The sequence below is a fragment of the Pantoea sp. AG1095 genome (assembly GCF_003208415.1).
Lineage (GTDB): Bacteria > Pseudomonadota > Gammaproteobacteria > Enterobacterales > Enterobacteriaceae > Pantoea > Pantoea leporis.
In genome coordinates this window covers 92693-117901 of record NZ_QKMJ01000011.1, presented here as the reverse complement: position 1 = coordinate 117901, position 25209 = coordinate 92693, and the positions used below count along the sequence as shown (strand labels likewise).

Sequence of the window (25209 nt, the reverse complement as noted above, 5' to 3'; positions counted from 1 at the left end):
TCGATCTTTGAGTTCGACTTCTCTATAATCTTGCGACCCCACGTTACAGCATCGGTTTTCTTTCCCAAGAACTCGATGTGATCCGGTAACTCACTTGAAGGGGTGGCTTGCTGGGCAAAATGGTCGTGTGAGCCTCAATCGTTTACTTAGCGTTTGGGATTTCACCAACGTGTAACTTTTTATTTGGGTAAGCTTTTCAATGAAAACTTTTACAGCTAAACCAGAAACCGTACAGCGTGACTGGTATGTTGTTGACGCAACGGGCAAAACCTTGGGTCGCCTGGCGACTGAACTGGCGCGCCGTCTGCGTGGTAAGCACAAAGCGGAATACACTCCGCACGTTGATACCGGTGATTACATCATCGTTCTGAACGCAGAAAAAGTTGCTGTAACCGGCAACAAGCGTACTGACAAGATTTACTATCACCACACTGGCCACATCGGTGGTATCAAGCAAGCGACCTTTGCAGAGATGATCGAGCGCCGTCCTGAGCGTGTGATTGAAATCGCGGTTAAAGGCATGCTGCCGAAAGGCCCACTGGGTCGTGCTATGTACCGTAAACTGAAAGTTTACGCAGGCAACGAGCACAACCACGCGGCGCAGCAACCGCAAGTTCTTGACATTTAATCGGGATTATAGGCAATGGCTGAAACTCAAAACTACGGCACTGGTCGCCGCAAAAGCTCTGCCGCTCGCGTCTTCATCAAGCCGGGTAGCGGTAACATCGTAATTAACCAGCGCTCTTTGGAGCAGTACTTCGGTCGCGAGACTGCACGCATGGTCGTGCGTCAGCCGCTGGAGCTGGTTGATATGGTTGGTAAATTTGACCTGTACATCACTGTTAAAGGTGGTGGTATTTCTGGTCAGGCTGGTGCGATCCGTCACGGTATCACACGCGCTCTGATGGAGTACGACGAGTCTCTGCGTTCTGAACTGCGTAAAGCGGGCTTCGTTACCCGTGATGCGCGTGAAGTTGAACGTAAGAAAGTCGGCCTGCGTAAAGCACGTCGTCGTCCGCAGTTCTCCAAGCGTTAATTGTTTGCTGCTCCGGCAGCGGCAGTTGGCTCAAAAAACCCGCTTCGGCGGGTTTTTTATTGCCTGCATTAATGATTTTTTCCCACGAAAAACGCGAGCTTTACCCGCATTTTGCCCGCAAATCATCACGCCCGCCCCACAAGCTGCTTAAAATCTGGTAAACTCACTGTCACTTTGCGCCTGCAAGACGCAGCGTTGTGCATGTCGTTCCTGTCCGGAAGACCGGTCGATGCTCCTGACGCTGACGGTAGGCGAATCTGATGAGCCGGTGAGTCGCCGCGTGGTTGGCTATTCGCAGTATCTTTTTGTGAACAAACTTGGAGGTTTTCATGGCTGTCGCTGCCAACAAACGTTCGGTAATGACGCTGTTTTCTGGTCCGACTGACATTTTCAGCCATCAGGTACGTATTGTACTGGCTGAGAAGGGCGTCAGCGTGGAGATCGAGCAGGTTGAAACGGATAACCTGCCGCAGGATCTGATTGACCTCAACCCGTATCGCACCGTACCGACGCTGGTCGACCGTGAACTGACGCTGTATGAATCACGCATCATCATGGAATACCTCGATGAGCGTTTCCCGCATCCACCGCTGATGCCGGTTTACCCGGTAGCGCGCGGTGAAAGCCGTCTGATGATGCACCGCATTGAGCAGGATTGGTACAGCCTGATGCGCACCATCGAAACCGCCAACGGTGCCGAAGCCGATGCAGCGCGCAAGCAACTGCGCGAAGAGCTGCTGGCGATTGCACCACTGTTCGCACGTACACCGTTCTTCATGAGCGAAGAGTTCAGCCTGGTGGATTGCTATCTGGCGCCGCTGCTGTGGCGTCTGCCGCAGATGGGCGTTGACCTGTCTGGCGCCGGTTCTAAAGAGCTGAAAGGCTATATGACGCGTGTGTTTGAACGTGACTCTTTCCTTGCGTCACTGACGGAAGCAGAACGTGAAATGCGCCTGCAAGCTCGGGGCTAATGTATGGAAATGTCGCAACTAACGGCGCGTCGTCCTTACCTGTTGCGGGCGTTCTACGACTGGTTGCTGGATAACCAGTTGACGCCGCATTTGGTGGTCGACATCAATCTGCCTGGTGTGCAGGTGCCGCTGGAATATGCGCGTGATGGACAGATTGTTCTGAACATCGCGCCGCGTGCGGTAGGCAATCTTGACCTCGCCAATGATGAAGTGCGTTTCAACGCGCGTTTCGGTGGCGTACCGCGTCAGGTTTCTGTGCCGATGGCTGCAGTTCTGGCGATTTATGCCCGTGAAAACGGCGCTGGCACCATGTTCGAGCCGGAACCGGCTTACGAGCTGGCGACGGACGAGCAGGAAGGTAGCGGTCAGGAAGAGACAATGATGTCTGTGATTGATGGCGATCGTCCGGATGATGCGACTGACGACGATCATTCGCCAGATGATGAGCCGCCGCCGCGTGGCGGACGACCTTCACTGCGTGTGGTGAAGTAAAACGTGCAATAAAAAACGGGCCGATTGGCCCGTTTTTTTATGCCTGCGCGTCTTAGTAGACGTCGCGCAGGTAGCGTTTATCTTTCTTCAGCTGATCAACGTAAGCCGCCGCGCGCTCGCTGGACAAGCCACCGAACTGACGAACCACTTCATACAGCGCCGCATCAACGTCTTTTGCCATGCGAGATGCGTCGCCACACACGTAGAAGTAAGCGCCATCCTGCAGCCAGGCGTAAAGCTCAGCGCCTTTCTCCAGCATGCGGTTCTGCACGTAAATCTTCTCTTCCTGATCGCGCGAGAAGGCCAGATCCAGATTAGTCAGCAGACCTTTCTCCTGCCATGCCTGCAACTCTTCTTCGTAGATGTAATCGTGTGCCTGATGCTGGTCACCGAAGAACAACCAGTTTTTACCTTCTGCGCCCGTTGCCTGACGTTCCTGCAGGAAGGCGCGGAACGGTGCGATACCGGTGCCTGGCCCAACCATGATCAGCGGCGCATTGCCGTTTGACGGTACACGGAACGCTTTGTTTGGTGAGATGAAGATCGCCGGCTTTTCGCCGCGACGTACACGTTCAGCCAGATAAGTTGAGCACACGCCTTTACGCTCGCGGCCGCTGCTGTGATAGCGCACGGAAGCAATGGTCAGATGTACCTGATTTGGGTGGGCTTTCGAGCTCGACGAGATGGAGTAAGCGCGATGCTGTAACGGACGCAGCATGGCAACGAATTCCGGCACCGACAGGCTGCGCGTCAGCTCGAGCTGCAGCAGATCCAGCGTGTCTTTGCCCCACAGCCAAACGGCAAGGGTATCTTTATCGTCGTGCTGCAGGACGTGGCGCAGTTCCTGGTTGGTGGTGTGCTGGCCAACCCACTCAATCAGTTTGCGTGATGGCTCGGAAATTTCGAACTGATAAGTCAGCAGATCGCCGAGGTTGCGATCAAAGCTGGGAACTGGCGTTTCGTAATCTGCTTTCAGCTGAGTCAGCAGCAGTGAAACCAGTGCTGCATCGTTCACCGGGATCACACCCAGCGCATCGCCCGCTTCATATTTCAAACCGCTGTCGGTGAGATCAAATTCGAAGTGACGAATATCTTTCGCCGACTCTTCTGCCGAAAGACGCTTGTTAGTCACCAACGCAGCCGCATAGGGGTTTTGCTTATTGCTGCCCGGAATGACCGGCGCTTCTGGCGCGCTTTCTAATGCTGTACCGCTGCTGCCTGCACTGGCGGCGAATTGCGGCATCGCCGTACCAATCCACGCGCTGGATGGCTCTTCGAAGTCGATATCGCAGTCGATACGATCGGCGACGCGTTTTGCACCGAGCTGCTCAAGACGCATATCGATGAATTTACCTGCCTGGCAGAAACCGTCGTAGCCGGTGTCGCCAATCGCCAATACCGCAAAGTGCATCTGCTCCAGACGCGGCGCGGTGCTGGCTGAAATCGCGTTCCAGAACAGCTGGGCGTTGTCCGGCATTTCGCCTTCGCCGTAGGTCGAGGTGACGATCAGCACGTGACGCATGGTAGCGAACACATCCAGATCCACTTCGCCCAGCGCTTGAACCACCGGCACCAAACCTTTGGCGCGTGCGGCTTTAGCGGCCGTTTGCGACAGCGCTTCAGCGTTGCCGGTCTGTGAACCGAACAGGATGTGCAACTGCGTATTGGTGCTGGCACCTGCAGCCGGTGCGCTCTGCTTGTCTTCTAATACCAGCAGGCGCGAATGGAGGCCGGCGAGGAAGCCCGCCAGCCAGTATTTCTGCTCACCGTTAAACGGTGCATCTTCAGGAATGTAAGGAATTTTCATCGGTAAGGCTCAATCCTGTTCAAAATTTTATCCCTGTCATACTTCAGGTTGCAGATGCGTTTGCCGCCTTTCTGCACCTTGAAGTTGTGAGGGAAAGGTCAAAATTACACTTGTTCATTGGCGCTGTAATCAGGAAAGTTTCCCGACCGCAGCAGCGATTTCTGGCAGTGCAGCACGCGCAAACAGCTCTTCAAAATCAGGTAGATGACCAAGCACTTCACGGTTACAGGCATCCTGATAGATGATCCAGCCGTAAGTCGCCAGGCTGTCCATCGAGCGAATGTTGCGCTGCGTTAATGCCGCTTTGTAATCTGACATTCGTTTCGCGGCGATCAGGCTTGCCAGCTCGTCATCGCTGTAACTCTCAATCGCCGAGCGTGCATGACGTTGCAGCTTGCTGATGAGCGTGAAATCTTCGGTCATCAGAAGATTACGTACCGCTTTTTCTACTGCTGGATCTTCCACCGCCGTGCCTTTCGGCAGCTTGCCCAGCGCCAGCTGCTGCGCGAGGCTGAGAACGGTGTAGTTGTTCAGCAGAACAAACATCTCTAGCGTATCGGTCGCGCCATAAGCCGGAACTGCGCCGTTGGCAATGGTTTTACCGTCACGCCACGCTGATTTGAACTTCGCAACCTGATGCGCAGCCAGCGAGGTTGACAGCTCTTCAAGCAGGTCTTTACGTGATTTGGCTTTCAGGATTTCGGTGCCATCCTGATACAGCAGCAGCGAACGCGGCATCACATAAACAAAGTGGTGGCACTCGGTTTCCCAGTTATCCAGCAGCCAGGCCGCGCGTGGCGATTGGGTTGCTTCCAGATGCCAGTTCAGCATGGTCAGCACCGCTTGTTTGTGCACCTGCGCCATTTCATCTTCATCGGCGATAGAACCAAACAGCACCGAATCACCTGCTGCGTGGGCTGCCAGCGATCCATACGGATCGTACTGGTAAGCGAAACCGCCGCTCATGCCGTTGCCAAAGCCTTTACCAAAGGTGCCAAGGTTGAGGATGGCGCCGTTGGTCATGTATTCGCAGCAGAAGTCACCAACGCCTTCCACTACCGCGGTTGCGCCGGAGTTACGCACGGCGAAGCGGTCACCCGCCTGGCCCTGAACGAACAGACGGCCGCCGGTGGCGCCAAACAGCGCGAAGTTACCGATCAACACGTTGCCATCGCTATCCTGTGCGCCGCCGCCTGGTGACATCACCACCAACTCGCCGCCGCACTGGCCTTTGCCGACACCGTCGTTACAGGTGCCGTAATGCTTCATCTGCATGCCGTCGTTGCAGAACGCGCCGAACGACTGGCCAGCAGAGCCGCTGGTGTTAATCAGCACGGTGGCTGGCGCCAGATAGTGACGACCGCGATCGTCTTTCAGAACCGCTGGCAATGCAGCCAGCTGCTCTGTCGAGAGTTCATGGTTCAGCATGCGTTCGATATCGATCGCCAGCTGACCACCGACGCTTTTGTTACGGTTGTTCAGCGTGATGCCCGCGCCCAGCGCGATTTCACGGCTTGCCGCGCCAACCAGCTGCGTTTTCAGCTCGCTGACCCAGCCATCATCCAGCTCAAAGTCTTTTTCCAGATACACCGGCTTGGCAATTTTCTGCTCTGGCACCACGGTCAACATCGCACGCAGATCCAGTTTGCCGACTTCCAGCGGGTGATCCATCAAGTGCAGCAGATCCGAACGGCCACGCGCTTCACGCAGAGAACGCAGACCGAGGCGGGCGAGGAACTCACGCACTTCCTGCGCCACGTTGATGAAGTACTGCGCCAGCTGACGCGGATCACCATCAAAGGCTTCGGCGTTGGTGGTTAAACCGGCCGGGCATTTGACGTTACAGTTTTTCGCCATCACGCATTTCAGCATCATCAGCGCGGTGGTGCCGAACTCGAAGCTATCGCCGCCGAGCAGGGCAGATTTGATCACATCGCTGCCGGTTTGCTGCGCGCCGGAGCAGCGCAGCTGCACTTTGTCGCGCAGGCCGTTGGCACACAGCGCCTGATGCACTTCAGCGATGCCGATTTCCGCGACGCGGCCGGTATATTTCAGGCTGGTAACGGACGCTGCGCCGGTGCCGCCGGTGTTACCCGCGACGTTAATGACATCCGCGCCGGCTTTCGCCACGCCGACGGCGATGGTGCCGATACCTTCAGATGAAACCAGTTTGACGATGACACGCGCGCGCGCGGCTTTACAGTCGTGGATCAGCTGCGCCAAATCCTCGATAGAGTAAGTGTCGTGGTGCGGCGGCGGTGAAACCAGCTCAACGCCCGGCGTACCGCCACGCGCTGCGGCAATCTCAACGGTCACTTTTGGTGCCGGCAGCTGGCCGCCTTCACCGGGCTTCGCGCCCTGACCGATTTTGATCTCCAGCTCTTCCAGCATTGGGTCAGCAAGATAAGCCGCCCACACGCCGAAACGCCCGGATGCCAACTGCTTGATACGTGACGCGCGGATGGTGCCGTGACGTGAATAGTGCTCGCCACCTTCACCACAGTTACTCATGCCGCCAACCATGTTAGTACCATGCGCGACAGCTTCGTGCGCCGGCGCAACCAACGCACCGTGGCTCATCGCACCGGAAGCAAAGGTACGGGTGATTTCGTGGGCTGGCTGAATCTCTTCCAGCGGCAGCGATGGCAGCGCGGTGAAGATCAGCGACAGATAATCGGCCGCTTTGCCGTAAGCGGTGATGTGCAGCACGCCATCCGCTACGTTGCTGCTTTCGATATCGTCGGTGAAACGGGTTTTCAGCGCCCGCGCCAGCGCTTCCAGACGCTCGCTTTCCGGTTTCAGGCCAGCAATGGCATCGATCAGACGCAGCTCGAACTGGTTCAGGCTGCCATTCACTGCTTCACATTTCAGGCCACGCGTAGCGAAGCCGTTGTTCACCAGCGAGTAGCGGCCCAGTTTGCGGCCGAATTCGGCTTCGCTGTCCACGTGGGTCAAATCGCATGGCAGCGCGAGGATGTCACGGAGCGCCGCAGGACGGCGTTTACGCTCGGCATGCATCAGGCTGGAGAACTGACGGTAATCTGGCGTGATGGCAAAGCTGTCGATCACATCATTCGGGATACGCTCGAAGCTGCTGTCTTTAAAGGCTTCGGCTTTGATGTTGAACGCGTTATCCAGTTTGGCCAGCGTCATCAAACGAATAAAGTTGTCCTCTTCGCGCTCTTTGTTAGCAAAGCGAATCGGTTGTTCCGTCATATCAATGAAGGTACGCACCGCGATGGTGCCGTATGAGTGGCCCGCGCCTTCAGCACGCTCTTTGAACAGGCCGAGCAACGGCACTTCCGCCTCGCCCTGAATTTTTAATGCGCTTTGATGCCAGTCTACTGCCATCTGGGCGATCGCCGGGAAGCCCGCGCCGCCAACCGGCGTTTTGATATTCGGGAAATACTTTTTCAATACCGGATCGTCGGTATTCAGGAAGTTCGGCTCGAAGAACTCGCCGCAGCTGTAGCTCTCAACGGTACACAGGCCGACTTTACCCATGGTTTTCATCAGCGCTTTTTCGGCTGCTTTGGCATAGCGTTTAAAGGCTTTATTGCCTTCTTCGCCTTCACCGAATTTCTCTTCCGCACGCATCTGCACGCCGAGTGGGTAAACGGCAGAAGCACCGAAGCCCAGCGTCGCCGCGATATGGTGTGAAGAGATGCTTTGACCACTTTCGACCACCAGCGAAACATCCAGACGCAGACCTTCCTGCACCAGACGTTGGTTGATCGCCGACACCATCAGCAGCATCGGGATCGCTGCGTGAGTTGAAGAGATATGACGATCGGTGATCACCGCGATGCCGCCTTGCTGGCGTGCGAAATCGACAACCTGCTGGGCTAAGTCATCAATGGCTTTTTCCAGCGCGTTGGCGTTGGCCGCACGGCTGACGATATCTTTGCCGACCACCGGCTCATACAGCATCTCGAAACGCGCATAAGGAGCGACGGTTTGCTCGCGCAGGCGCAGCATGTCGAGGTGCGTCAGGATTGGCGTCGGAACAATGATTTGCTGACCTTTGCTGCGGCCGAGATGCGGCTTCGCACCCAGCGCCACACGCAGCGTCATGCCGTCCGCTTCACGAATGGAGTCGAGCGGCGGGTTGGTAACCTGGGCAAATCGTTGTGAGAAGTAGTGCGCCATGCCGCCTTCGTGGTCAGACAGGCCGTTGATGGCGTTGCCGTAACCCATGGCTGAGATCTTCTCAGCGCCGGTTTGCAGCATCGGATCCATCATGAATTTGAAGCTTTCCTGGTTGTAGTAGTAGGCGACAAAACGTTGATAGGTTTTGAGGTCACCACGATAACGCAGCGGCGAGCCGAGCTGCTCTGCCTGAATTTCTGGCAGGTCGGCGAGATCGATACGCGCTTTGCTCAGCAGTGACAGATAATCTTTTTCAGCGGCCAGTTTTTCCAGCGCTTCAACCGTAGTGTAAGAGCGTTTCTCTTTGTGATCGTAATAGAGCATGCCGCCCGCTTCGATACGGCCACGACGCAGCACGCTTTCCGGTGGGAAGGCGATCTGGCCCGCTTCAGACATCGCACCGATGTACTCCGCGGTTTCAACGGAACGCAGCGGACGCAGACCGAGGCGGTCAAGTCGCGCGCCGATCACTTCACCGTTACCGAAGATCAGCGCAGCTGGGCCATCGTTCTTCTCTTCATATAAAGAGAAGTACTCGAGCATGGCGCGCACTTCGTTCGAGAGCGAGGTATCGTTCTCCCACGCTGGCGGCATCATCGAAACTACGGCGTTGATCAGGTCGAGGTTATCTTCCATCAAACGGCTATGGATGCTCTGGTCGAGACGCGAACTGTCGGACTGACCTTTTGGACGCACGATTTTTTTACCGCGCGCCAGCATCAGTGCCGCTTCGGCAATGCGGTTTTTACGATCGGTGTTCAGCTCGCCGTTGTGCGCCATTAAGCGGAATGGCTGCGCCATGGTGGTATGCGGATCGGTGTTGGTCGAGAAACGGGTGTGGAAGAACAGCCCGCGCACCTGATGATCGGCATCGGTCAAATCTTTGAAGTAAGGAATCACTTCGTTGGAGTTCAGACGCGCTTTAAATACCTGCGTGCGCGAAGAGAGCGACAGCGGATAGAGGCCGCCGAATTCGCTTTCGGTAAAGGCGCGCGCTTCGATATCCAGCAGCGCGCGATAAATCTGGCGCTCGAATTCGAGTTGTTCAGTCACTTCCTGCGGCGCGGCAAAAATCCACTGCACAATCGGCAGCTGGAATTGCAGGGCGGCCGGGCGCGTCACGCTGCCGTCCAGCGGCATATCGCGTTTCACTAATACCGGGAAGTTATGCGCCGCCAGCGTTTCTTCAACCAGACGCTCAGCGTTTGCACGCAGCTCTGCGTCTTTTGGCACAAAGAAGTTACCGACGCCAAAACGTCCGGCTTCCAGCGCCAGACCGGTGACCTTGCGGAAGAAGTTCAGGGAGAGATCGACGTTCACACCCGCGCCATCGCCCACGCCTTCGGCAGACATGCCGCCACGGTGCGGAACCGTGCACAGCGCGCTATGGGCCATCCGCAGAATCTCATGAGTCTGCTCGCCGTCCTTACGGGTAATGAAACCTACACCACAGCTGTCACTGCCAGCTGATGGGTCATACAAACCATAGGGATTCGGTTTTTGCGTGGACATTGAGAGTCTCCTTAAACTTCTTTTGACATTACCTACATTATTTCGTGTACCGCAGCGTGACAATGTAAGCCAGCGCGGCGGTATCAATTCTTATGCCGCTCAGTAAAGAGCAGGCGTCGCAGCACCGAGCAAGGGCTCTCAAGACACTGTTGTCACGTCCTTAATGAGCTGCTCTTTTTATTCCGGTCTCTTTCGGGAGATAGCTTGCATCCAGAGGGAGGCTTCTTGCTGCATAGATATGCCGAGACACAGGCCCACCAGGAAAGCTTCCAGTGGAATTCCAACTTATCGGGAAAGCGAACTCAGGTCAAATAGCCAGCTTTGATGCGGGTAATAGGCTTTCTTGTCACTTAATTAAATGATTAATAAGGCTTTGTTGCGTAAATTTATGTCAATATCCCGCTGCGCATTCCCCCAGTAAGTGTGAGCCGTCTCACTGTGACCCAGCCCTCTAATATCCAAACAATGCTGGAAGAAAGGGTTATAACAGCATTTAATGCTGTTAGGGGCAGTTGATACACATCATGTATCTGTTTTTCTTATGGCGTCATATTTGAATCAAAATGGCGCTGCCATTAGTAAAATTAATCACGCAAAGCATGCGTAGAAAGTCATTTAAGATGAATGGGTATGCAATAAGGAGGCGCAACCATCAGGATGAATGGCTGCCAGGGTGCTGATTAGCACCAGATGTTGAGGAAAGGTCCGCAAAAGTGCGGCCCTCCAGATTATTCAGTTGGCAGAATTAGTCAAGCGCTTTGCGCATATAGAAGGGAACGTCGGCGAAATCACGCTGCGATGCACCATTACAGGGCATAACCTGCGCGATATGGCCGGCTGAAGCGGGGCAGCGCAGCGATAATTACGCTATCATGAGCCAGATTTCGTTCAGGGAGCTCGTAATGAAACAGATTCGTCTTTTAGCGCAGTACTACGTTGATTTGATGGTCAAACTCGGCCTGGTACGCTTTTCGCTGCTGTTAGCCTCAGCGCTGGTGGTGCTGGCGATGGTGGTACAGATGGCCGTCACCATGGTATTGCGTGGGCATGTGGAGAGCATCGACGTCGTCCGCTCCATCTTCTTCGGTCTGTTGATTACGCCCTGGGCGGTCTATTTCCTCTCAGTGGTGGTCGATCAGTTGGAAGAGTCGCGCCAGCGCCTGTCGAAACTGGTGGATAAGCTGGAAGAGATGCGTACGCGCGATCTCGAGCTGAACCAGCAGATGAAAGAGACCATCACCCAGCTTAATCAGGAAATTAACGACCGTATTAAAGCCGAGCAGGCGCGCGAGCAGGTGATGGATAAGCTGCGCGAAGAGATGGCACGACGCGAGCAGGCGCAAATTGAGCTGGAACAGCAATCCTCCTTCCTGCGCTCCTTCCTTGATGCGTCACCGGATTTGGTGTTCTACCGCAACATTGATAAGCAGTTCTCCGGCTGTAATCGCGCCATGGAACTGCTAACCGGCATGAGTGAAAAGCAGCTGATTGGCCTGACACCACGCGATATCTACGATGACGAAGCCGCCACCAAAGTGCTGGAAACCGATGAGAAGGTGTTCCGCCACAATGTGTCGCTAACCTACGAACAGTGGCTGCAATATCCCGACGGGCGCAAAGCCTGTTTCGAAATCCGTAAAGTGCCCTATTACGACCGTGTCGGAAAACGCAGTGGCCTGATGGGCTTTGGCCGCGACATTACCGAGCGTAAGCGCTATCAGGACGCGCTGGAGAACGCCAGCCGTGAGAAGACTACCTTTATTTCGACTATCAGCCATGAGCTGCGTACGCCGCTGAATGGCATCGTCGGACTGAGCCGCATCCTGCTGGATACCGATCTCAATCAGGAGCAGCTGAAGTACCTCAAAACCATCCACGTGTCGGCCATCACGCTGGGCAACATCTTCAATGATGTAATTGAAGTGGACAAAATCGAACGCCGCAAAGTGCAGCTGGATAATCAGCCGCTGGATTTCACCGGTTTCCTCGCCGATCTGGAAAACCTCTCCGGTCTGCTGGCGCAGCCAAAAGGGCTGAAATTTGTCATGGCGCCGGAGCTGCCGCTGCCCCATAAAATTTCGGCGGATGGCACGCGTCTGCGTCAAATTCTGTGGAACCTGATCGGCAATGCCGTGAAATTTACTCAGCAGGGCGAGATTGTGGTGCGCGTTGCCTATCGTCAGGATGAAACGCTGCACTTTGAAGTACAGGATTCTGGCATGGGCATTCCGCAGGAAGAGCAGGATAAGATCTTCGCCATGTATTACCAGGTGAAAGATCAGCACGGCGGCAAGCCGGCGACGGGCACCGGCATCGGTTTAGCGGTCTCGCGTCGTTTAGCCCAGGCGATGGGCGGCGATATTAGCGTGAGTAGCGTCGCGGGGCAGGGTTCCTGCTTCACCGTGGAGATCAACGCGCCACGCGTCGCTGAGGAAGTGGAAGACGACAATCTGGATGACAGTATGCCGTTGCCGGCGCTGCACGTATTACTGGTGGAAGATATTGAACTCAACGTGATTGTTGCGCGTTCGGTACTGGAGAAGCTGGGTTGCAGCGTCGAAGTCGCGATGACCGGTACGGACGCGCTGGCGATGTTTGATCCGCAGGAGTTCGATCTGGTGCTGCTCGATATTCAGCTTCCGGATATGACGGGCCTCGACGTGTCACGTGCCATCCATCAGCGTTACGCAGATGTGGCGCTGCCGCCGCTGGTGGCATTGACCGCCAATGTGCTGAAAGACAAAAAAGAGTATCTCGATGCCGGCATGGATGATGTGTTGAGCAAACCGCTTGCTGTGCCAGCGCTTACGGCGGTGATCAAGAAGTTCTGGGATTATCAGCCGGAGCTGGAAGAGATCGCCACCGAATCATCAGACGCGCAGTCGCGCACGCTGCTAGATGTGGCGATGCTGGAGCAATACATTGAACTGGTTGGCCCTGGATTGATTACCCAAAGCCTGACCATGTTTGAGCAGATGATGCCGGACTACCTCGAGGTGCTGGATTCCAACATGATGGCGCGCGATCAAAAAGGCATTGCTGAAGAAGGGCACAAGATCAAAGGTGCGGCAGGTTCGGTTGGCTTACTGCATATACAGCAGTTGGCGAAGCAGATTCAGTCGCCGGAATTGCCAGCGTGGTGGGACAACGTGCAAGAGTGGGTCGATGAGTTAAAACAAGAGTGGCTGAAAGACGTGAACGTGTTACGTAAATGGGTAGCGGAGCGGGAAAAATTACAGGACGTTAGAAAAAAATGACCCCAGTCGAAACTGGGGTGCGCGAATACTGCGCCAACACCAGGGAAATGGGCACTGCTGCTATTATTAGAAATCGAATAAGAAAGCAGCAGTTCGGTATTGGTTAACGCTTCCAAATCACCTTAACAAATTCGCCAATGCTTGCGACAAGATTCATTAAATTGTGTGATGTTGAGCAGCGATTAAATACAGAAAACATTAATTTGCTGACACAGTCAAGCAAGGAATTAATTTCTTTGCCATATTGCACCTTTTTTGACCAATTGTTCTGCTTTTTGCCTGGTTTTGCTTCAGTCGTTAGCAGGAAAAGCCTGACACGAGCATGGAAAATGTGATTCTGACAAAAAATTGAAGTTAAGTTAGGTTAACATGCTGATATTGATGAATAAAGTAAGGTTTTCTGACGGCTTATCCAAAACGTTTTGGAAACCTTAAACGGAAAGTTCCAGTTTATAGTTTATTGAATGATGTAAACCAATTGTGCGGTAAATCGCTTTACCATCATTGAGGCCCAATGCAGGCAGGATCATACAGATTTGGTCGCATTTTTCAGATTGGTCTCTGTAATCAATGAACAAGTTCGAACATCATAAAAAATGATAGTTAAGCTTCATGAAAGCTTTTGCGTGAGCGATATCACATTCAGTTAAGTGTTCATGCACGCAGCGCCTGGTGCATTTAACATCATGGAACCGATTCCTTTTTGGCGGAAGTGCTTGATGTGATTGGCTCTAATAGAGGAACGTTGATTGCGCAGGCAACAATTTCACTGACGTTTTTGCCAATCAGAGGATAAAATTTAGTGGTTAATCGTTGGTGTTAGCTATTGTGACTTGGGTGATTGATTAATACAGGGAACAGGTAAGAGAAAATTGCATGAGCAAGAGTAAAGGGACGCTGGGAAAACGTATTAAAGTACTGATTGCTAAAGTGCTGCTGGCCTGGCTCGGCATCTGGTTAGCGGGCATTCTGCTGTTTGCTTTTTTACCGGTACCGTTTTCGGCGGTAATGGTGGAGCGGCAAATCGGTGCCTGGTTTACAGGGCGTTTTGATTATGTGGCGCACTCGGATTGGGTCGGCATGGACGAGATCTCGCCGTGGATGGCTTTAGCGGTTATCGCTTCTGAAGATCAAAAGTTTCCCGAGCATTGGGGCTTTGATGTTGATGCCATTCAATCAGTGCTGGATAACGATGGCAATGAACGCATGCGCGGAGCTTCAACCTTGTCTCAGCAGACGGCGAAAAACCTGTTTCTATGGGATGGCCGCAGCTGGGTGCGTAAAGGGCTGGAAGCAGGACTCACGGTGGGAATCGAAACCGTGTGGACCAAGCGGCGCATCCTGACGGTTTATCTCAATATTGCAGAATTTGGCGATGGCGTATTTGGCGTGGAAGAGGCCTCACAGCGCTATTTCCATAAACCCGCCAGCCGCCTGACGATGTCTGAAGCCGCGCTACTGGCGGCGGTTCTACCCAATCCGATCCGCTTCCGTGCCGATGCGCCTTCAGGCTACACGCGACAGCGCCAGCAGTGGATTATGCGGCAGATGCGCCAGTTAGGCGGCGAAGGTTTCCTGAATCGCTACAAGCTGCATTGAAAGGCTTAATCTTCGTCAAAGCCCGCTTCAAACAGTTCGATGACCGCTGCCAGCGCCTGCTCTTCCTGCGGGCCGCTGGCTTCGATTTCAATATGACCGCCTTTCGCTGAGTCGAGCATCAGCAACGCAATCACGCTGCTGGCTTCCGCTTCGGTGCCCGATTCGTTACGCAGCAACACTTCAGCATCAAAACTCTGCACCAGCTCGAACAGCTTCATCGCTGGGCGCGCATGCATGCCCAGCTTGTTACGAATCTCAACGGTTTGCTTCACGGTCATGATTTGCGTTTTTCCAGAGTGCGATGACGAGACTGCACGTTTTTACCGCGTGAACGGAAATAATCCGCCAGTTGTTCCGCGATATACACCGAACGATGCTTACCGCCGGTACAGCCAATGGCGACGGTGAGATAGCTGCGGTTATTGGTTTCCAGCATCGGCAGCCACAGTTCCAGATAGCTGCGCGTTTGATAGATAAAATTGTGCACTTCGGTGTGACGATCGAGGAAGGCGGCCACTGGACGATCCAGACCGGTCATCGGACGCAGCTTAGGATCCCAGTGCGGGTTTGGCAGGAAGCGCACATCGAAAACATAATCGGCGTCGATCGGAATGCCGTGTTTGAAGCCGAATGACTCAAACACCATGGTCAGTTCACGCTCACGCTTGCCTAACAGGCGGGTACGCAGCATCTCCGCCAGCTCATGAACCGACATCTCAGAGGTATCGATAATCAGATCGGCGCGTGAGCGCAGTGGCTCCAGCAGATCGTTCTCTTCATCGATAGCACTCTCCAGCGACAAGTTTTTGCTGGAGAGCGGATGCAGGCGACGCGTATCGCTGTAGCGGCGAATCAACGTGTTGCGATCGGTATCAAGAAACAGCAGCTGCGGCGAAAAGGCATCGGGCAGATTGTTGAGCGCCGCTTCAAAGACTTCCGGTGATTCCGGCATGTTACGCACGTCAATGCTGACCGCCGCAGAGATATTGCGTTCGGTTAAGGTATTCGCCAGCTCCGGTAGCAAGACCACCGGCAAGTTGTCGACACAGTAAAAGCCCATATCTTCGAGGGCACGCAGCGCGACTGATTTTCCTGAGCCTGACCGACCGCTAACGATCATCAGCACCATCACATTTCTCCCGTTTTAAACCGGCGAAAACGCCGGTAAAAGTGTTTCTCGCTTAAGAGTGTGCTTCCTGAGCTTCTGTGATAATGGCGTAGAGCTCTTGGTCGCTCTGTGCCGCGCGCAAACGACGACAGACGGTTTTATCTGCGAGGCGTTTGGCAACCAGCGAAAGCGTGTGTAAGTGGGTTTTACACTGGTCCGCGGGTACCAGCAGGGCAAACAGCAGGTCAACCGGCTGATTATCTACCGCATCAAAAGCGATAGGCTGATCGAGGCTAATAAACACGCCGACAGCGCGTAAGGTGTCCTCTTCCAGCTTGCCATGTGGAATGGCGATGCCGTTACCAATACCGGTACTGCCCATGCGTTCGCGGGTCAGGATGGCTTCGAAAAGCGTCTGGTGCGGCAGATTGAGCTGCTTCGCTGCCAGCTCGCTGATAATCTCCAGCGCGCGTTTTTTACTCTGGCAGTGTACGCCGCTACGGGTACAGTCCAGTGATAGGACCGAGCTCAATTCCAGTGTTAGATCGTTGTTCATCATCGTTTCACTTGCGAGTTCACATAGCCGCGAGTTTCAGGCAATTGATTTCATTACCGTTCACCCGCTGGCGCTTGCGCAGATGACAAAACGGGGCGGTAAGTTCCGCCCCATTTATGCTCTAAGTGCCGAATCAGTCAGCACTCTGCAAGCGTGAAGGTTAGTGTTTTTTCAGTTTGTCTTTGTGTTTGGTCAGCTGACGGGAAAGTTTATCGATTAACCCGTCGATGGCCGCGTACATGTCTTCCGCTTCCGATGTGGCATGCAGCTCTCCGCCGTTAACGTGCAGTGTTGCATCCGCAACCTGCGTCACCTTCTCTACCTTCAGAACAATATAAACCTGATTGATACGATCAAAATAGTGTTCCAGTTTGGCAAATTTGGTATTTACAAATTCACGCAGAGGTTCGGTAATTTCAACATTAAGTCCGGTAAGGTTTAGCTGCATAGGTCTTCCTTCTTCGTTCGGTCAAACCAATTGCTTGCGCTGGTTTGATGGCGGTATAGATAAAGACTCGCGATATTTAGCAACCGTACGTCGCGCAACCATGATGCCCTGTTCAGACAACATGGAGGTCAGTTTGCTGTCGCTCAAGGGTTTTGCGGGGTTTTCCGCCGAGATTAATTTTTTCACTAATGCACGAATCGCCGTGGAAGAGGCTTCGCCGCCGCCTTCGGTGTTGACGTGACTGGAGAAAAAATACTTCAGTTCAAAGATGCCACGCGGGCTGTGTAAATACTTTTGCGTGGTCACGCGGGAAATGGTGGATTCATGCATATCAACAGCTTGGGCGATATCCGCCAACACCATCGGACGCATGTACTCCTCACCCTGCTCAAAAAACGCCTGCTGCTGTTCAACGATACAGCGTGTCACTTTCAGCAGCGTGTCGTTGCGGCTCTCCAGGCTCTTAATCAGCCACTTGGCTTCCTGTAAGTTGCTGCGAATAAACTGGTTATCGCTTTCATTACGGCCAGCTCCGCCCATCGCCGCATACTGCTGATTGATTTTCAGGCGCGGCATGCTGTCCGAATTGAGTTCAACCGTCCAGCGCTTGCTGATTTTGCGCACCAGAACATCGGGAATGACATATTCCGGTTCGCTGGTGTTAATTGACTGGCCTGGGCGCGGATCGAGTGACTGAATCAGCAGCATCGCCTCTTTCAGCACTTCTTCCTTCAGGCGGGTTACGCGCATTAGGCTGCGGAAATCATGGTTGGCCAGCAGATCGAGATGTTCGCTAACAATCAGGCGTGCTTCCGCCAGCATGGGCGTGTCGGCAGCATATTGCGACAGCTGGACTAACAGGCAATCACGCAAATCACGTGCACCGACGCCGATTGGATCAAAACGCTGCACGCGCTTGAGCACGGCTTCGACTTCTTCCAGCGCCAGCTCTTCATCACCAATGCTGTCATAAATGTCTTGTAAGCTGACGGTGAGGTAGCCGGTGTCATCAATGGCATCAACAATTGACGTGGCAATCGCGCGATCGGTATCAGTGAACGGCGTTAACTCAACCTGCCACATCAGGTAATCCTGCAGCGATTGGGTGGTTTCGCCTTGGTAGATCGGCAGTTCGTCATCCTGGTAATCGGTGCCGGTGCCTGACGGTGTGCCTGCGGTGTAGATTTCGTCCCAGGTAGCGTCGAGCGGAAGCTCTTCAGGCATATCTTTCTGCTCAAGCGCTTCGCGCGTGTCTAACGAATCACTTTCCTGATCCTGAAATTCACGTGCGTCAACTTCTTCGTGCAGTTCGGTTTGTTCAAGCAGCGGATTGCTTTCCAGCGCCAGTTGCAGTTCTTGCTGGAGTTCAAGCGTAGAGAGTTGCAGCAAGCGAATGGCTTGCTGCAACTGTGGAGTCATCGCCAGCTGTTGGCTGAGCCTGAGTTGCAAACCTTGCTTCATAATTCGGTAAGAATTTCCTAAGCAAACGTAGGGTGTTACAACACCTTATCAGAGTCTGAACTCTTCGCCCAAATAAACACGCTTAACTTGCTCATCTACAAGAATTTCATCAGGCGTGCCATGGGCAATTAAATGTCCCTGGCTGACGATATAAGCGCGTTCACACACCGCGAGGGTTTCACGCACGTTGTGGTCGGTAATCAGCACGCCAAGGCCGCTGTCACGCAGATGCTCGATGATTTTCTTGATGTCGATAACCGAGATCGGGTCAACACCGGCAAAAGGCTCATCCAGCAGGATGAATTTCGGATTAGCCGCCAGCGCGCGGGCAATTTCCACACGACGGCGTTCACCACCCGACAGCGCCTGGCCCATGCTGTCGCGCAGATGGCCAATATGGAACTCTTCCATCAGCTCGTTGGCCCGATCCTGACGCTGTTCTTCGGTTAAATCATCACGGATCTGCAGCACAGCCATCAGGTTGTCGTACACGCTCAGGCGACGGAAGATCGAGGCTTCCTGCGGCAGATAGCCGATGCCGCGACGGGCGCGCGCATGCAGCGGCAGAATGCTGATGTCTTCATCATCAATCACGATGCGGCCGGCATCGCGCGGCACAATACCCACCACCATGTAAAAGGTGGTGGTTTTACCGGCACCGTTTGGGCCCAGCAGGCCGACAATCTCGCCGGATTTTACCTGCAGGCTAACATCTTCCACCACGCGGCGGCCTTTGTAGGCTTTCGCCAGGTTTTCAGCGATTAGTGTAGCCATAGCAATCAGTTACTCTTTTTAGGGCTCGCGGACGAACCGTTTTTGTCCTGCAGCTGCGACGGTACCAAAACGGTAGTCACGCGCTTGCTGTCGCCCTGGCTGAACGCCTGCATCTTCTGCTCTTTCACCAGGTAAGTGATGCGGTCGCCTTTGATGTTGCTGTCCTGCTGCTGAATGAAGGCATTGCCGGTCAGCTCAACAAAATCGTTCGCCAATTCATAGTGCAGTTTACTGGCGTGGCCTTGCACCGGCTTACCGTTATCCTGCATCTGATAGAAGGTGGCTGGCGTGCCGTAAGCATCAACAATGGTTTTTTTGCTATCGCCGCCCGGACGAGTGACCACCACTTTATCGGCGGTAATCTTGATGGAACCCTGCGTCACAATTACGTTGCCGGTAAAGGTCGCGACGTTGCCCTGCAGATCCAACGCCTGGTTAACGGAGTCGATATTTACCGGTTTGTCTGAGTCGCCGGTTAATGCCAGCGCAGGCAGGCTCGTTGCCAGCAGCGTACTCACCAGCAATAACTTAAGGCTATTTTTGTTCATTTTGAATTTCATAGGAAGTTTTGACCTTTTCAAGCAGCTCAGCATGTTTCGTCCGTAAATTGCCGCGCATTTTCATGCCAGTGGAATTAAAACTGCGGCCAAAAAGGGTGACTTGATCGTCAGATGTCACATCCTGGGTGACCAAATTAACCTGAGCGTTATCGGTAAGGATGCGCTCAAGCTGTGAATCCTGAGTCAAAGAATTGACTACAACGTTGCCGTAAAGATAAAGCATACGATCTTTGGTCAGCTTTGCCTTATCGGCGCGCACCGACCATGTCGCCACTTTATTAACGTCATAGGTGGTCATCACCGGATTATCGAACCAACTTATCTCATCGGCAGCAAAGTAGGTCACTTTATCGGAGACCAGCTTATAGCCCAGCGCGCCTGTGGGGTTATACACCACCGTGTTCGATTTCTCGCTGGTGTAGGTTGGCGCTTGATCGTTGGTTGCCACCGGCGTTCTGTCGTCATCCTGGTTGGTGAGATTCCAGCCGATCAGCACTAAGGCGATCAAGGCCAGGATCAGCGTCATCCAACGCCTGCTCTTACTCATATTGATTGCCCTTTGGCATCCTCAAATTTGTTCTGCGCCATCAAAATCAGATCGCACAACTCACGTACCGCACCGCGGCCACCAGCAATGCGGGTCACATAATGCGCGCGCGGCAGTAAAATCGGGTGAGCATCAGCAACGGCAACGCTCAAACCCGCCTGCGCCATTACCGGCCAGTCGATCAGGTCATCGCCAATGTAGGCGACCTGATCGGCCGTTAATGACAGTTTATCCAGGAGTTCCCGCCAGGCCAAAAGCTTATCCGATTGTCCCTGGTAAAGATGCGTAATGCCGAGCGTCTTACAGCGATCTTCCAGCAGTTTTGCTTTGCGGCCGGTAATAATAGCCACTTCGACGCCGGAGGTCAGCAGGCAACGCACGCCATAACCATCACGCACGTTAAAAGCTTTCAGCTCTTCACCGCTGTTGCCCAGATAAATGACGCCATCGGACATCACGCCATCGACGTCACAAATCAGCAGGCGAATCTTCGCAGCACGCGCCATGACGTCCGCGCTCACCGGACCGTAGCAAGTCTCGACCATCGCCGTTTCAGCACTCATTATTTCTTCCTGTTCAGACCACGCCAGCGCGCAGCATGTCATGCATATGTACCACACCGAGCAGGCGATCGTCATCGGCCACCAGCAGGGCGGTGATGTTTTTGTTTTGCATCAAATTAAGGGCGTCAACAGCCAGCATGTTGGGGCGCACGCGAATGCCGCCGCTGGTCATCACTTCCTGAATGGTGGCTTTCTGGAAATCGATGCCCATATCAAACACGCGACGCAAGTCACCATCGGTGAAGATGCCTTCGATTTTCATTAGGTCATCGACGATGACCGTCAAACCGAGATTCTTACGGGTAATTTCCAGCAGCGCATCCCGCATCGACGCATCACGGCTAACGTGAGGAATTTCATCGCCGCTGTGCATGATATCGCTGACGTGCAGCAGCAGTTTGCGGCCCAGCGCACCGCCGGGATGTGACAGAGCAAAATCTTCCTGGGTAAATCCGCGCGCTTCCAATAACGCCACGGCCAGCGCATCGCCCATCACTAAAGTCGCGGTGGTGCTGGTGGTAGGTGCCAGGCCGAGCGGACAAGCTTCCTGCGGCACTTTCACACACAGATGCACATCCGCAGCGCGGCCCATCGCGCTTTCCGGACGACCGGTGATACAAATCAGCTGCACTTTCTGGCGCTTTAACACCGGCACCAACGCAAGGATTTCGCCGGATTCACCGCTGTTAGAAATCGCGATCACCACATCATTGGTGCTGACCATGCCGAGATCGCCGTGGCTGGCTTCGCCGGGATGCACAAAGAACGAAGGTGTACCGGTGCTGGCAAAAGTCGCGGCCATTTTTTTACCGATATGCCCGGATTTGCCCATGCCCATCACCACCACTTTGCCGCGGCAGGCAAAGATCATCGCGCAGGCGCGATCGAAATCATCATTGATATATTGATCAAGCTGCTCCAGCCCTTCGCGTTCGATGCGCAGCACCGCTTTGCCTGCTTGCTGAAAATCGAAATCCGGTTGCTGATGTGACATGGTCAGTCCGTCCTTAATAGCTTGTGATAAGCATGGGGCTCAGCCATAGCCACAGCACCCACGCGATAAAACCACCTAATAATAGTGTGCCTGCGATACGACCAATACGGCGTTTGCGCAGCAGGCAGAGCAGGGCGAACAGTACGCTCACTGCCAGCATCACCCAGTAATCACGTGCGAAGGCATGCGCATCAACGCTACCGGGATGAATCAGCGCCGGCAGGCCGAGAACAATCGCCAGATTGAAAATATTGGCGCCGATCAGGTTACCGATCGCGATATCGTCCTCACCTTTCAGCGCGCCAGCCACCACGGTGGCCAGTTCGGGCAAACTGGTGCCGACGGCGATTAGCGTCAGGCCCATCACCAGTTCGCTCACACCAAAGTAGTCGGCAAAGACGGTAGCGTTGTCGATCACCATACGCGTCGACATCGGCAAAATAATCAGTGCAACCGCCAGCCACAGAAAGGCCACGGTGTTGCCTGCCTCATCGCGCGGCAGCTCCGCCAGCTGTTCGCGGGTTAGCGTGTCGTTGTTATCGCGTTCAGCACGACGAGCAATGCGAATCACCACCAGCAGATAACCCAATGCAATCAGCAGTAACGCGATGCCGTCGAGTCGACTTAAATAGTTATCAAACAGCATGATGCCGCTGAGCAGTGAGACTAGCAGCATTAATGGCAATTCGCGCCGAATCAGATTGGAGTGTACTGTCAATGGGTGGAGCAGTGCCGCGCCGCCCAGAATTAATAGAATATTGGTAATGTTCGAGCCCAGCGCGGTGCCAACCGCTAAATCCATCTGCCCATGCTGTGCGGCCGAAAACGAGACGATCAATTCCGGTAATGATGTGCCAATGCTTACCACCGTCATACCAATGATCAGCGGTGGGATGCCAAAGGATCGACAGAGGATCGCGGCGCTAAATACCAAACGGTCGGCACCGTAAACCAGTAAAATCAATCCGATAAACAGCAAGGCAGAGGCTACGAACATTAAAAATCCTTGATGGATGGAGGTGTCGGCGAACCTTGTCCGACGGGTAAAAACATTCTGCACGCACTAACAGGCGCTGATTTTGACTGTCTGAGAGGCAAAAGTAAATTTTAAGGCCGTTTTCGCCACACTAAGTGGGTAAGTTTCTGTAAAACTATCGTGCATTCGAGGCTACCAGGCTACCATCCACAGCTTTGATAGCGCCCGATCCGCATAAAGAGGTAAAGATGATCCAGCAGCAAACGAATCTGGTTGAGGTTCGTGGCGTCAGTTTCACGCGCGGAGATCGTACTATCTTCGACGACATCTCGTTAACGGTACCTGCCGGTAAAGTCACCGCGATTATGGGCCCGTCCGGAATTGGCAAAACCACATTATTGCGTCTGATCGGTGGGCAATTACAGCCCGATAAAGGCGAGATTTGGTTCCGCGATCAAAATATCCCGACGCTTTCCCGCACCAAATTGTACGAAGCGCGTAAAAAAATGAGCATGCTGTTTCAGTCCGGCGCGCTGTTTACCGATCTCAACGTGTATGAAAACGTTGCCTGGCCGTTGCGTGAACATACGCAGCTGCCGCCAGAGCTGTTGCACAGCACCGTATTGATGAAGCTGGAAGCGGTGGGTTTGCGTGGAGCCGCTAAACTAATGCCTGCTGAACTTTCTGGCGGTATGGCCCGCCGTGCGGCGCTGGCGCGTGCTATCGCGCTGGAACCCGAACTAATCATGTTCGATGAGCCTTTTGTCGGCCAGGATCCAATTACCATGGGCGTGCTGGTGAAGTTAATTGATGAACTGAATCATGCTCTGGGCCTGACCTGCATCGTGGTTTCACACGATGTGCCTGAGGTCTTGAGCATTGCCGATCATGCCTATATTGTTGCCGGACAAAAAATCATTGCTCAGGGTAGCGCGCCGGAACTGCGGGAAAATCCCGATCCGCGTGTGCGCCAGTTTATCGAGGGTCATGCGGATGGTCCGGTGCCTTTCCGCTTTGCCGCTGGCGATTATCTCAGCGACTTGACCCGCTCAGGGAGAACGTAAACTGATGTTGTTACAGGCGCTAGCGTCATTTGGACGTCAGGGAATCAATACCTGTGCCGCTTTTGGCCGCGCAGGCCTCATGTTATTTCATGCGTTAGTCGGTAAGCCGGCGTTTCGTCGCCATGCGCCGCTGCTGGTGAAACAGCTGTACAGCGTGGGCGTGTTATCGTTACTGATCATCGTGGTATCTGGCTTGTTTATTGGCATGGTGCTGGGGCTGCAAGGCTATCTGGTGCTCACCACTTACAATGCGGAAACCAGCCTTGGCATGCTGGTAGCGCTCTCGCTGCTGCGTGAGCTCGGTCCGGTCGTCACGGCGTTGCTGTTTGCTGGCCGTGCGGGTTCAGCGTTAACCGCTGAAATCGGGCTGATGAAAGCCACCGAACAGCTCTCCAGCATGGAGATGATGGCCGTCGATCCGCTACGTCGCGTGGTATCACCGCGCTTCTGGGCCGGATTTATCAGCATGCCGTTGCTGGCGTTGATCTTTACCGCCGTTGGTATTGCCGGTGGCGCGCTGGTTGGCGTGAGCTGGAAAGGGATCGATCCCGGTTTCTTCTGGTCGGCGATGCAGAACGCGGTAGATTTCCGCACTGATGTCGTTAACTGCATGATCAAAAGCGCAGTCTTTGCCGTCACGGTAACCTGGATTGCGCTGTTTAATGGTTATGATGCCATCCCGACCTCGGAAGGGATCAGTCGTGCGACAACGCGTACCGTGGTGCATGCTTCACTGGCGGTACTCGGTTTGGATTTTGTGCTGACAGCACTGATGTTTGGGAATTGATGCAATGCAAAGCAAGAAAAACGAAATCTGGGTTGGCGTCTTCATGCTGGCTGCGCTGCTGGCGCTGTTATTCCTCGGCCTGCGCGTTGCCGATCTCAAAACTATCGGCACCGAACCAACGTGGAAGATGTATGCCACCTTCGATAATATCGGCGGACTGAAAGTCAGTTCTCCGGTGAAAATTGGCGGCGTGTTGATTGGCCGGGTGTCAGATATTGCGCTGGATGAGAAAACCCTCTCACCGCGTGTGACCATGGATATTAGCGATAAATACGCTGATAAAATTCCCGACACCAGCTCATTAGCCATCCGCACTCAAGGCCTGCTCGGTGAGCAGTTCCTGGCGCTGAATTTAGGTTTTGACGATCCCGAGCTTGGCTCTTCTATGCTGAAAGATGGCGGCACGCTGCGTGACACCAAGTCGGCGCTGGTGCTGGAAGACCTGATCGGTCAATTCCTCTATAAAAGCGGCGATAACAAATCTGACGATAAATCACAGGGTGCGCAGAGTGCACCGGCAGCATCTGCAACAACGGAATAACCTACGA

At 54.0% G+C, this 25209-nt stretch carries 22 protein-coding genes; 9 read left to right on the top strand and 13 right to left on the bottom strand.

Annotation, left to right across the window (positions count from 1 at the left end):
* Window positions 1–199 precede the first annotated feature (199 nt).
* The 4 genes from rplM to sspB all read left to right on the top strand — a co-directional run bounded on the left by rplM (window position 200) and on the right by sspB (window position 2499).
* Window positions 200–628 carry a 50S ribosomal protein L13 gene (gene rplM / locus DEU53_RS19305; RefSeq protein ID WP_007886599.1) on the top strand — a complete coding sequence of 143 codons (429 nt, stop codon included), beginning with the start codon at window positions 200–202 and terminating at the stop codon, window positions 626–628.
* 15 nt (window positions 629–643) lie between these two features.
* A complete protein-coding gene (gene rpsI, locus DEU53_RS19300; protein WP_007886600.1) occupies window positions 644–1036 on the top strand; it encodes a 30S ribosomal protein S9 in 393 nt (130 codons plus the stop codon).
* A 329-nt stretch (window positions 1037–1365) separates the two neighbouring features.
* The gene (gene sspA / locus DEU53_RS19295) at window positions 1366–2007 is read left to right on the top strand and encodes a stringent starvation protein SspA (protein ID WP_008104394.1); all 642 of its coding nucleotides are present in this window, start codon (window positions 1366–1368) and stop codon (window positions 2005–2007) included.
* A 3-nt stretch (window positions 2008–2010) separates the two neighbouring features.
* Window positions 2011–2499, top strand: coding sequence for a ClpXP protease specificity-enhancing factor (gene sspB / locus DEU53_RS19290; RefSeq protein WP_064737765.1), 489 nt, complete (start codon window positions 2011–2013; stop codon window positions 2497–2499).
* Between the two features lie 52 nt (window positions 2500–2551).
* On the opposite strand, the gene DEU53_RS19285 is transcribed toward sspB, so the two are convergent.
* Window positions 2552–4306, bottom strand: coding sequence for a sulfite reductase subunit alpha (locus DEU53_RS19285; RefSeq protein WP_101762289.1), 1755 nt, complete (start codon window positions 4304–4306; stop codon window positions 2552–2554).
* Window positions 4307–4435: 129 nt separating this feature from the next.
* Window positions 4436–9967, bottom strand: a complete 5532-nt coding sequence (locus tag DEU53_RS19280) for a glutamate synthase-related protein (RefSeq protein ID WP_110868086.1) — start codon at window positions 9965–9967, stop codon at window positions 4436–4438.
* Between the two features lie 902 nt (window positions 9968–10869).
* Between DEU53_RS19280 and arcB the strand changes: the two genes are divergently transcribed.
* Complete coding sequence (gene arcB, locus DEU53_RS19275) at window positions 10870–13224, top strand: aerobic respiration two-component sensor histidine kinase ArcB (RefSeq protein ID WP_110868085.1); 2355 nt, start codon at window positions 10870–10872, stop codon at window positions 13222–13224.
* 876 nt (window positions 13225–14100) lie between these two features.
* Window positions 14101–14823 carry a monofunctional biosynthetic peptidoglycan transglycosylase gene (gene mtgA / locus DEU53_RS19270; protein ID WP_110868084.1) on the top strand — a complete coding sequence of 241 codons (723 nt, stop codon included), beginning with the start codon at window positions 14101–14103 and terminating at the stop codon, window positions 14821–14823.
* Window positions 14824–14828: 5 nt separating this feature from the next.
* Here mtgA and npr read toward each other — a convergent pair whose 3' ends face one another.
* The 11 genes from npr to DEU53_RS19215 form a co-directional block, all read right to left on the bottom strand.
* The gene (gene npr / locus DEU53_RS19265) at window positions 14829–15101 is read right to left on the bottom strand and encodes a PTS phosphocarrier protein NPr (RefSeq protein ID WP_008104379.1); all 273 of its coding nucleotides are present in this window, start codon (window positions 15099–15101) and stop codon (window positions 14829–14831) included.
* Window positions 15098–15952 carry an RNase adapter RapZ gene (gene rapZ, locus DEU53_RS19260; protein WP_101762285.1) on the bottom strand — a complete coding sequence of 285 codons (855 nt, stop codon included), beginning with the start codon at window positions 15950–15952 and terminating at the stop codon, window positions 15098–15100. The genes npr and rapZ overlap by 4 nt, the downstream gene beginning before the upstream one ends.
* Before the next feature lie 52 nt (window positions 15953–16004).
* On the bottom strand, window positions 16005–16487 hold the full coding sequence (gene ptsN, locus DEU53_RS19255) for a PTS IIA-like nitrogen regulatory protein PtsN (protein ID WP_176970221.1): 483 nt from the start codon (window positions 16485–16487) through the stop codon (window positions 16005–16007).
* Window positions 16488–16647: 160 nt separating this feature from the next.
* Window positions 16648–16935, bottom strand: coding sequence for a ribosome hibernation promoting factor (gene hpf / locus DEU53_RS19250; protein ID WP_101762283.1), 288 nt, complete (start codon window positions 16933–16935; stop codon window positions 16648–16650).
* Between the two features lie 21 nt (window positions 16936–16956).
* A complete protein-coding gene (gene rpoN / locus DEU53_RS19245) occupies window positions 16957–18396 on the bottom strand; it encodes an RNA polymerase factor sigma-54 (protein ID WP_101762282.1) in 1440 nt (479 codons plus the stop codon).
* 48 nt (window positions 18397–18444) lie between these two features.
* On the bottom strand, window positions 18445–19170 hold the full coding sequence (lptB, locus tag DEU53_RS19240; RefSeq protein WP_008104371.1) for an LPS export ABC transporter ATP-binding protein: 726 nt from the start codon (window positions 19168–19170) through the stop codon (window positions 18445–18447).
* Between the two features lie 5 nt (window positions 19171–19175).
* The gene (lptA, locus tag DEU53_RS19235; protein ID WP_036648348.1) at window positions 19176–19730 is read right to left on the bottom strand and encodes a lipopolysaccharide ABC transporter substrate-binding protein LptA; all 555 of its coding nucleotides are present in this window, start codon (window positions 19728–19730) and stop codon (window positions 19176–19178) included.
* Window positions 19705–20277, bottom strand: a complete 573-nt coding sequence (gene lptC, locus DEU53_RS19230; protein WP_101762281.1) for an LPS export ABC transporter periplasmic protein LptC — start codon at window positions 20275–20277, stop codon at window positions 19705–19707. Before lptC ends, lptA begins: the two co-directional genes overlap by 26 nt.
* On the bottom strand, window positions 20274–20840 hold the full coding sequence (gene kdsC, locus DEU53_RS19225; protein ID WP_110868083.1) for a 3-deoxy-manno-octulosonate-8-phosphatase KdsC: 567 nt from the start codon (window positions 20838–20840) through the stop codon (window positions 20274–20276). Before kdsC ends, lptC begins: the two co-directional genes overlap by 4 nt.
* A gap of 13 nt (window positions 20841–20853) precedes the next feature.
* A complete protein-coding gene (kdsD, locus tag DEU53_RS19220; RefSeq protein ID WP_110868082.1) occupies window positions 20854–21834 on the bottom strand; it encodes an arabinose-5-phosphate isomerase KdsD in 981 nt (326 codons plus the stop codon).
* Between the two features lie 13 nt (window positions 21835–21847).
* On the bottom strand, window positions 21848–22831 hold the full coding sequence (locus tag DEU53_RS19215) for a calcium/sodium antiporter (protein WP_101762278.1): 984 nt from the start codon (window positions 22829–22831) through the stop codon (window positions 21848–21850).
* A gap of 227 nt (window positions 22832–23058) precedes the next feature.
* Here DEU53_RS19215 and mlaF point away from each other — a divergent pair, with 227 nt between their 5' ends.
* The 3 genes from mlaF to mlaD are packed head-to-tail and all read left to right on the top strand — an operon-like array spanning window position 23059 to window position 25202.
* Window positions 23059–23874 carry a phospholipid ABC transporter ATP-binding protein MlaF gene (mlaF, locus tag DEU53_RS19210; protein WP_008104360.1) on the top strand — a complete coding sequence of 272 codons (816 nt, stop codon included), beginning with the start codon at window positions 23059–23061 and terminating at the stop codon, window positions 23872–23874.
* Window positions 23875–23878: 4 nt separating this feature from the next.
* Window positions 23879–24661: a lipid asymmetry maintenance ABC transporter permease subunit MlaE gene (gene mlaE / locus DEU53_RS19205; protein ID WP_007886633.1), complete on the top strand. Its 783-nt coding sequence runs from the start codon at window positions 23879–23881 to the stop codon at window positions 24659–24661.
* Window positions 24662–24665: 4 nt separating this feature from the next.
* On the top strand, window positions 24666–25202 hold the full coding sequence (gene mlaD / locus DEU53_RS19200) for an outer membrane lipid asymmetry maintenance protein MlaD (RefSeq protein ID WP_110868081.1): 537 nt from the start codon (window positions 24666–24668) through the stop codon (window positions 25200–25202).
* Window positions 25203–25209: the final 7 nt, after the last annotated feature.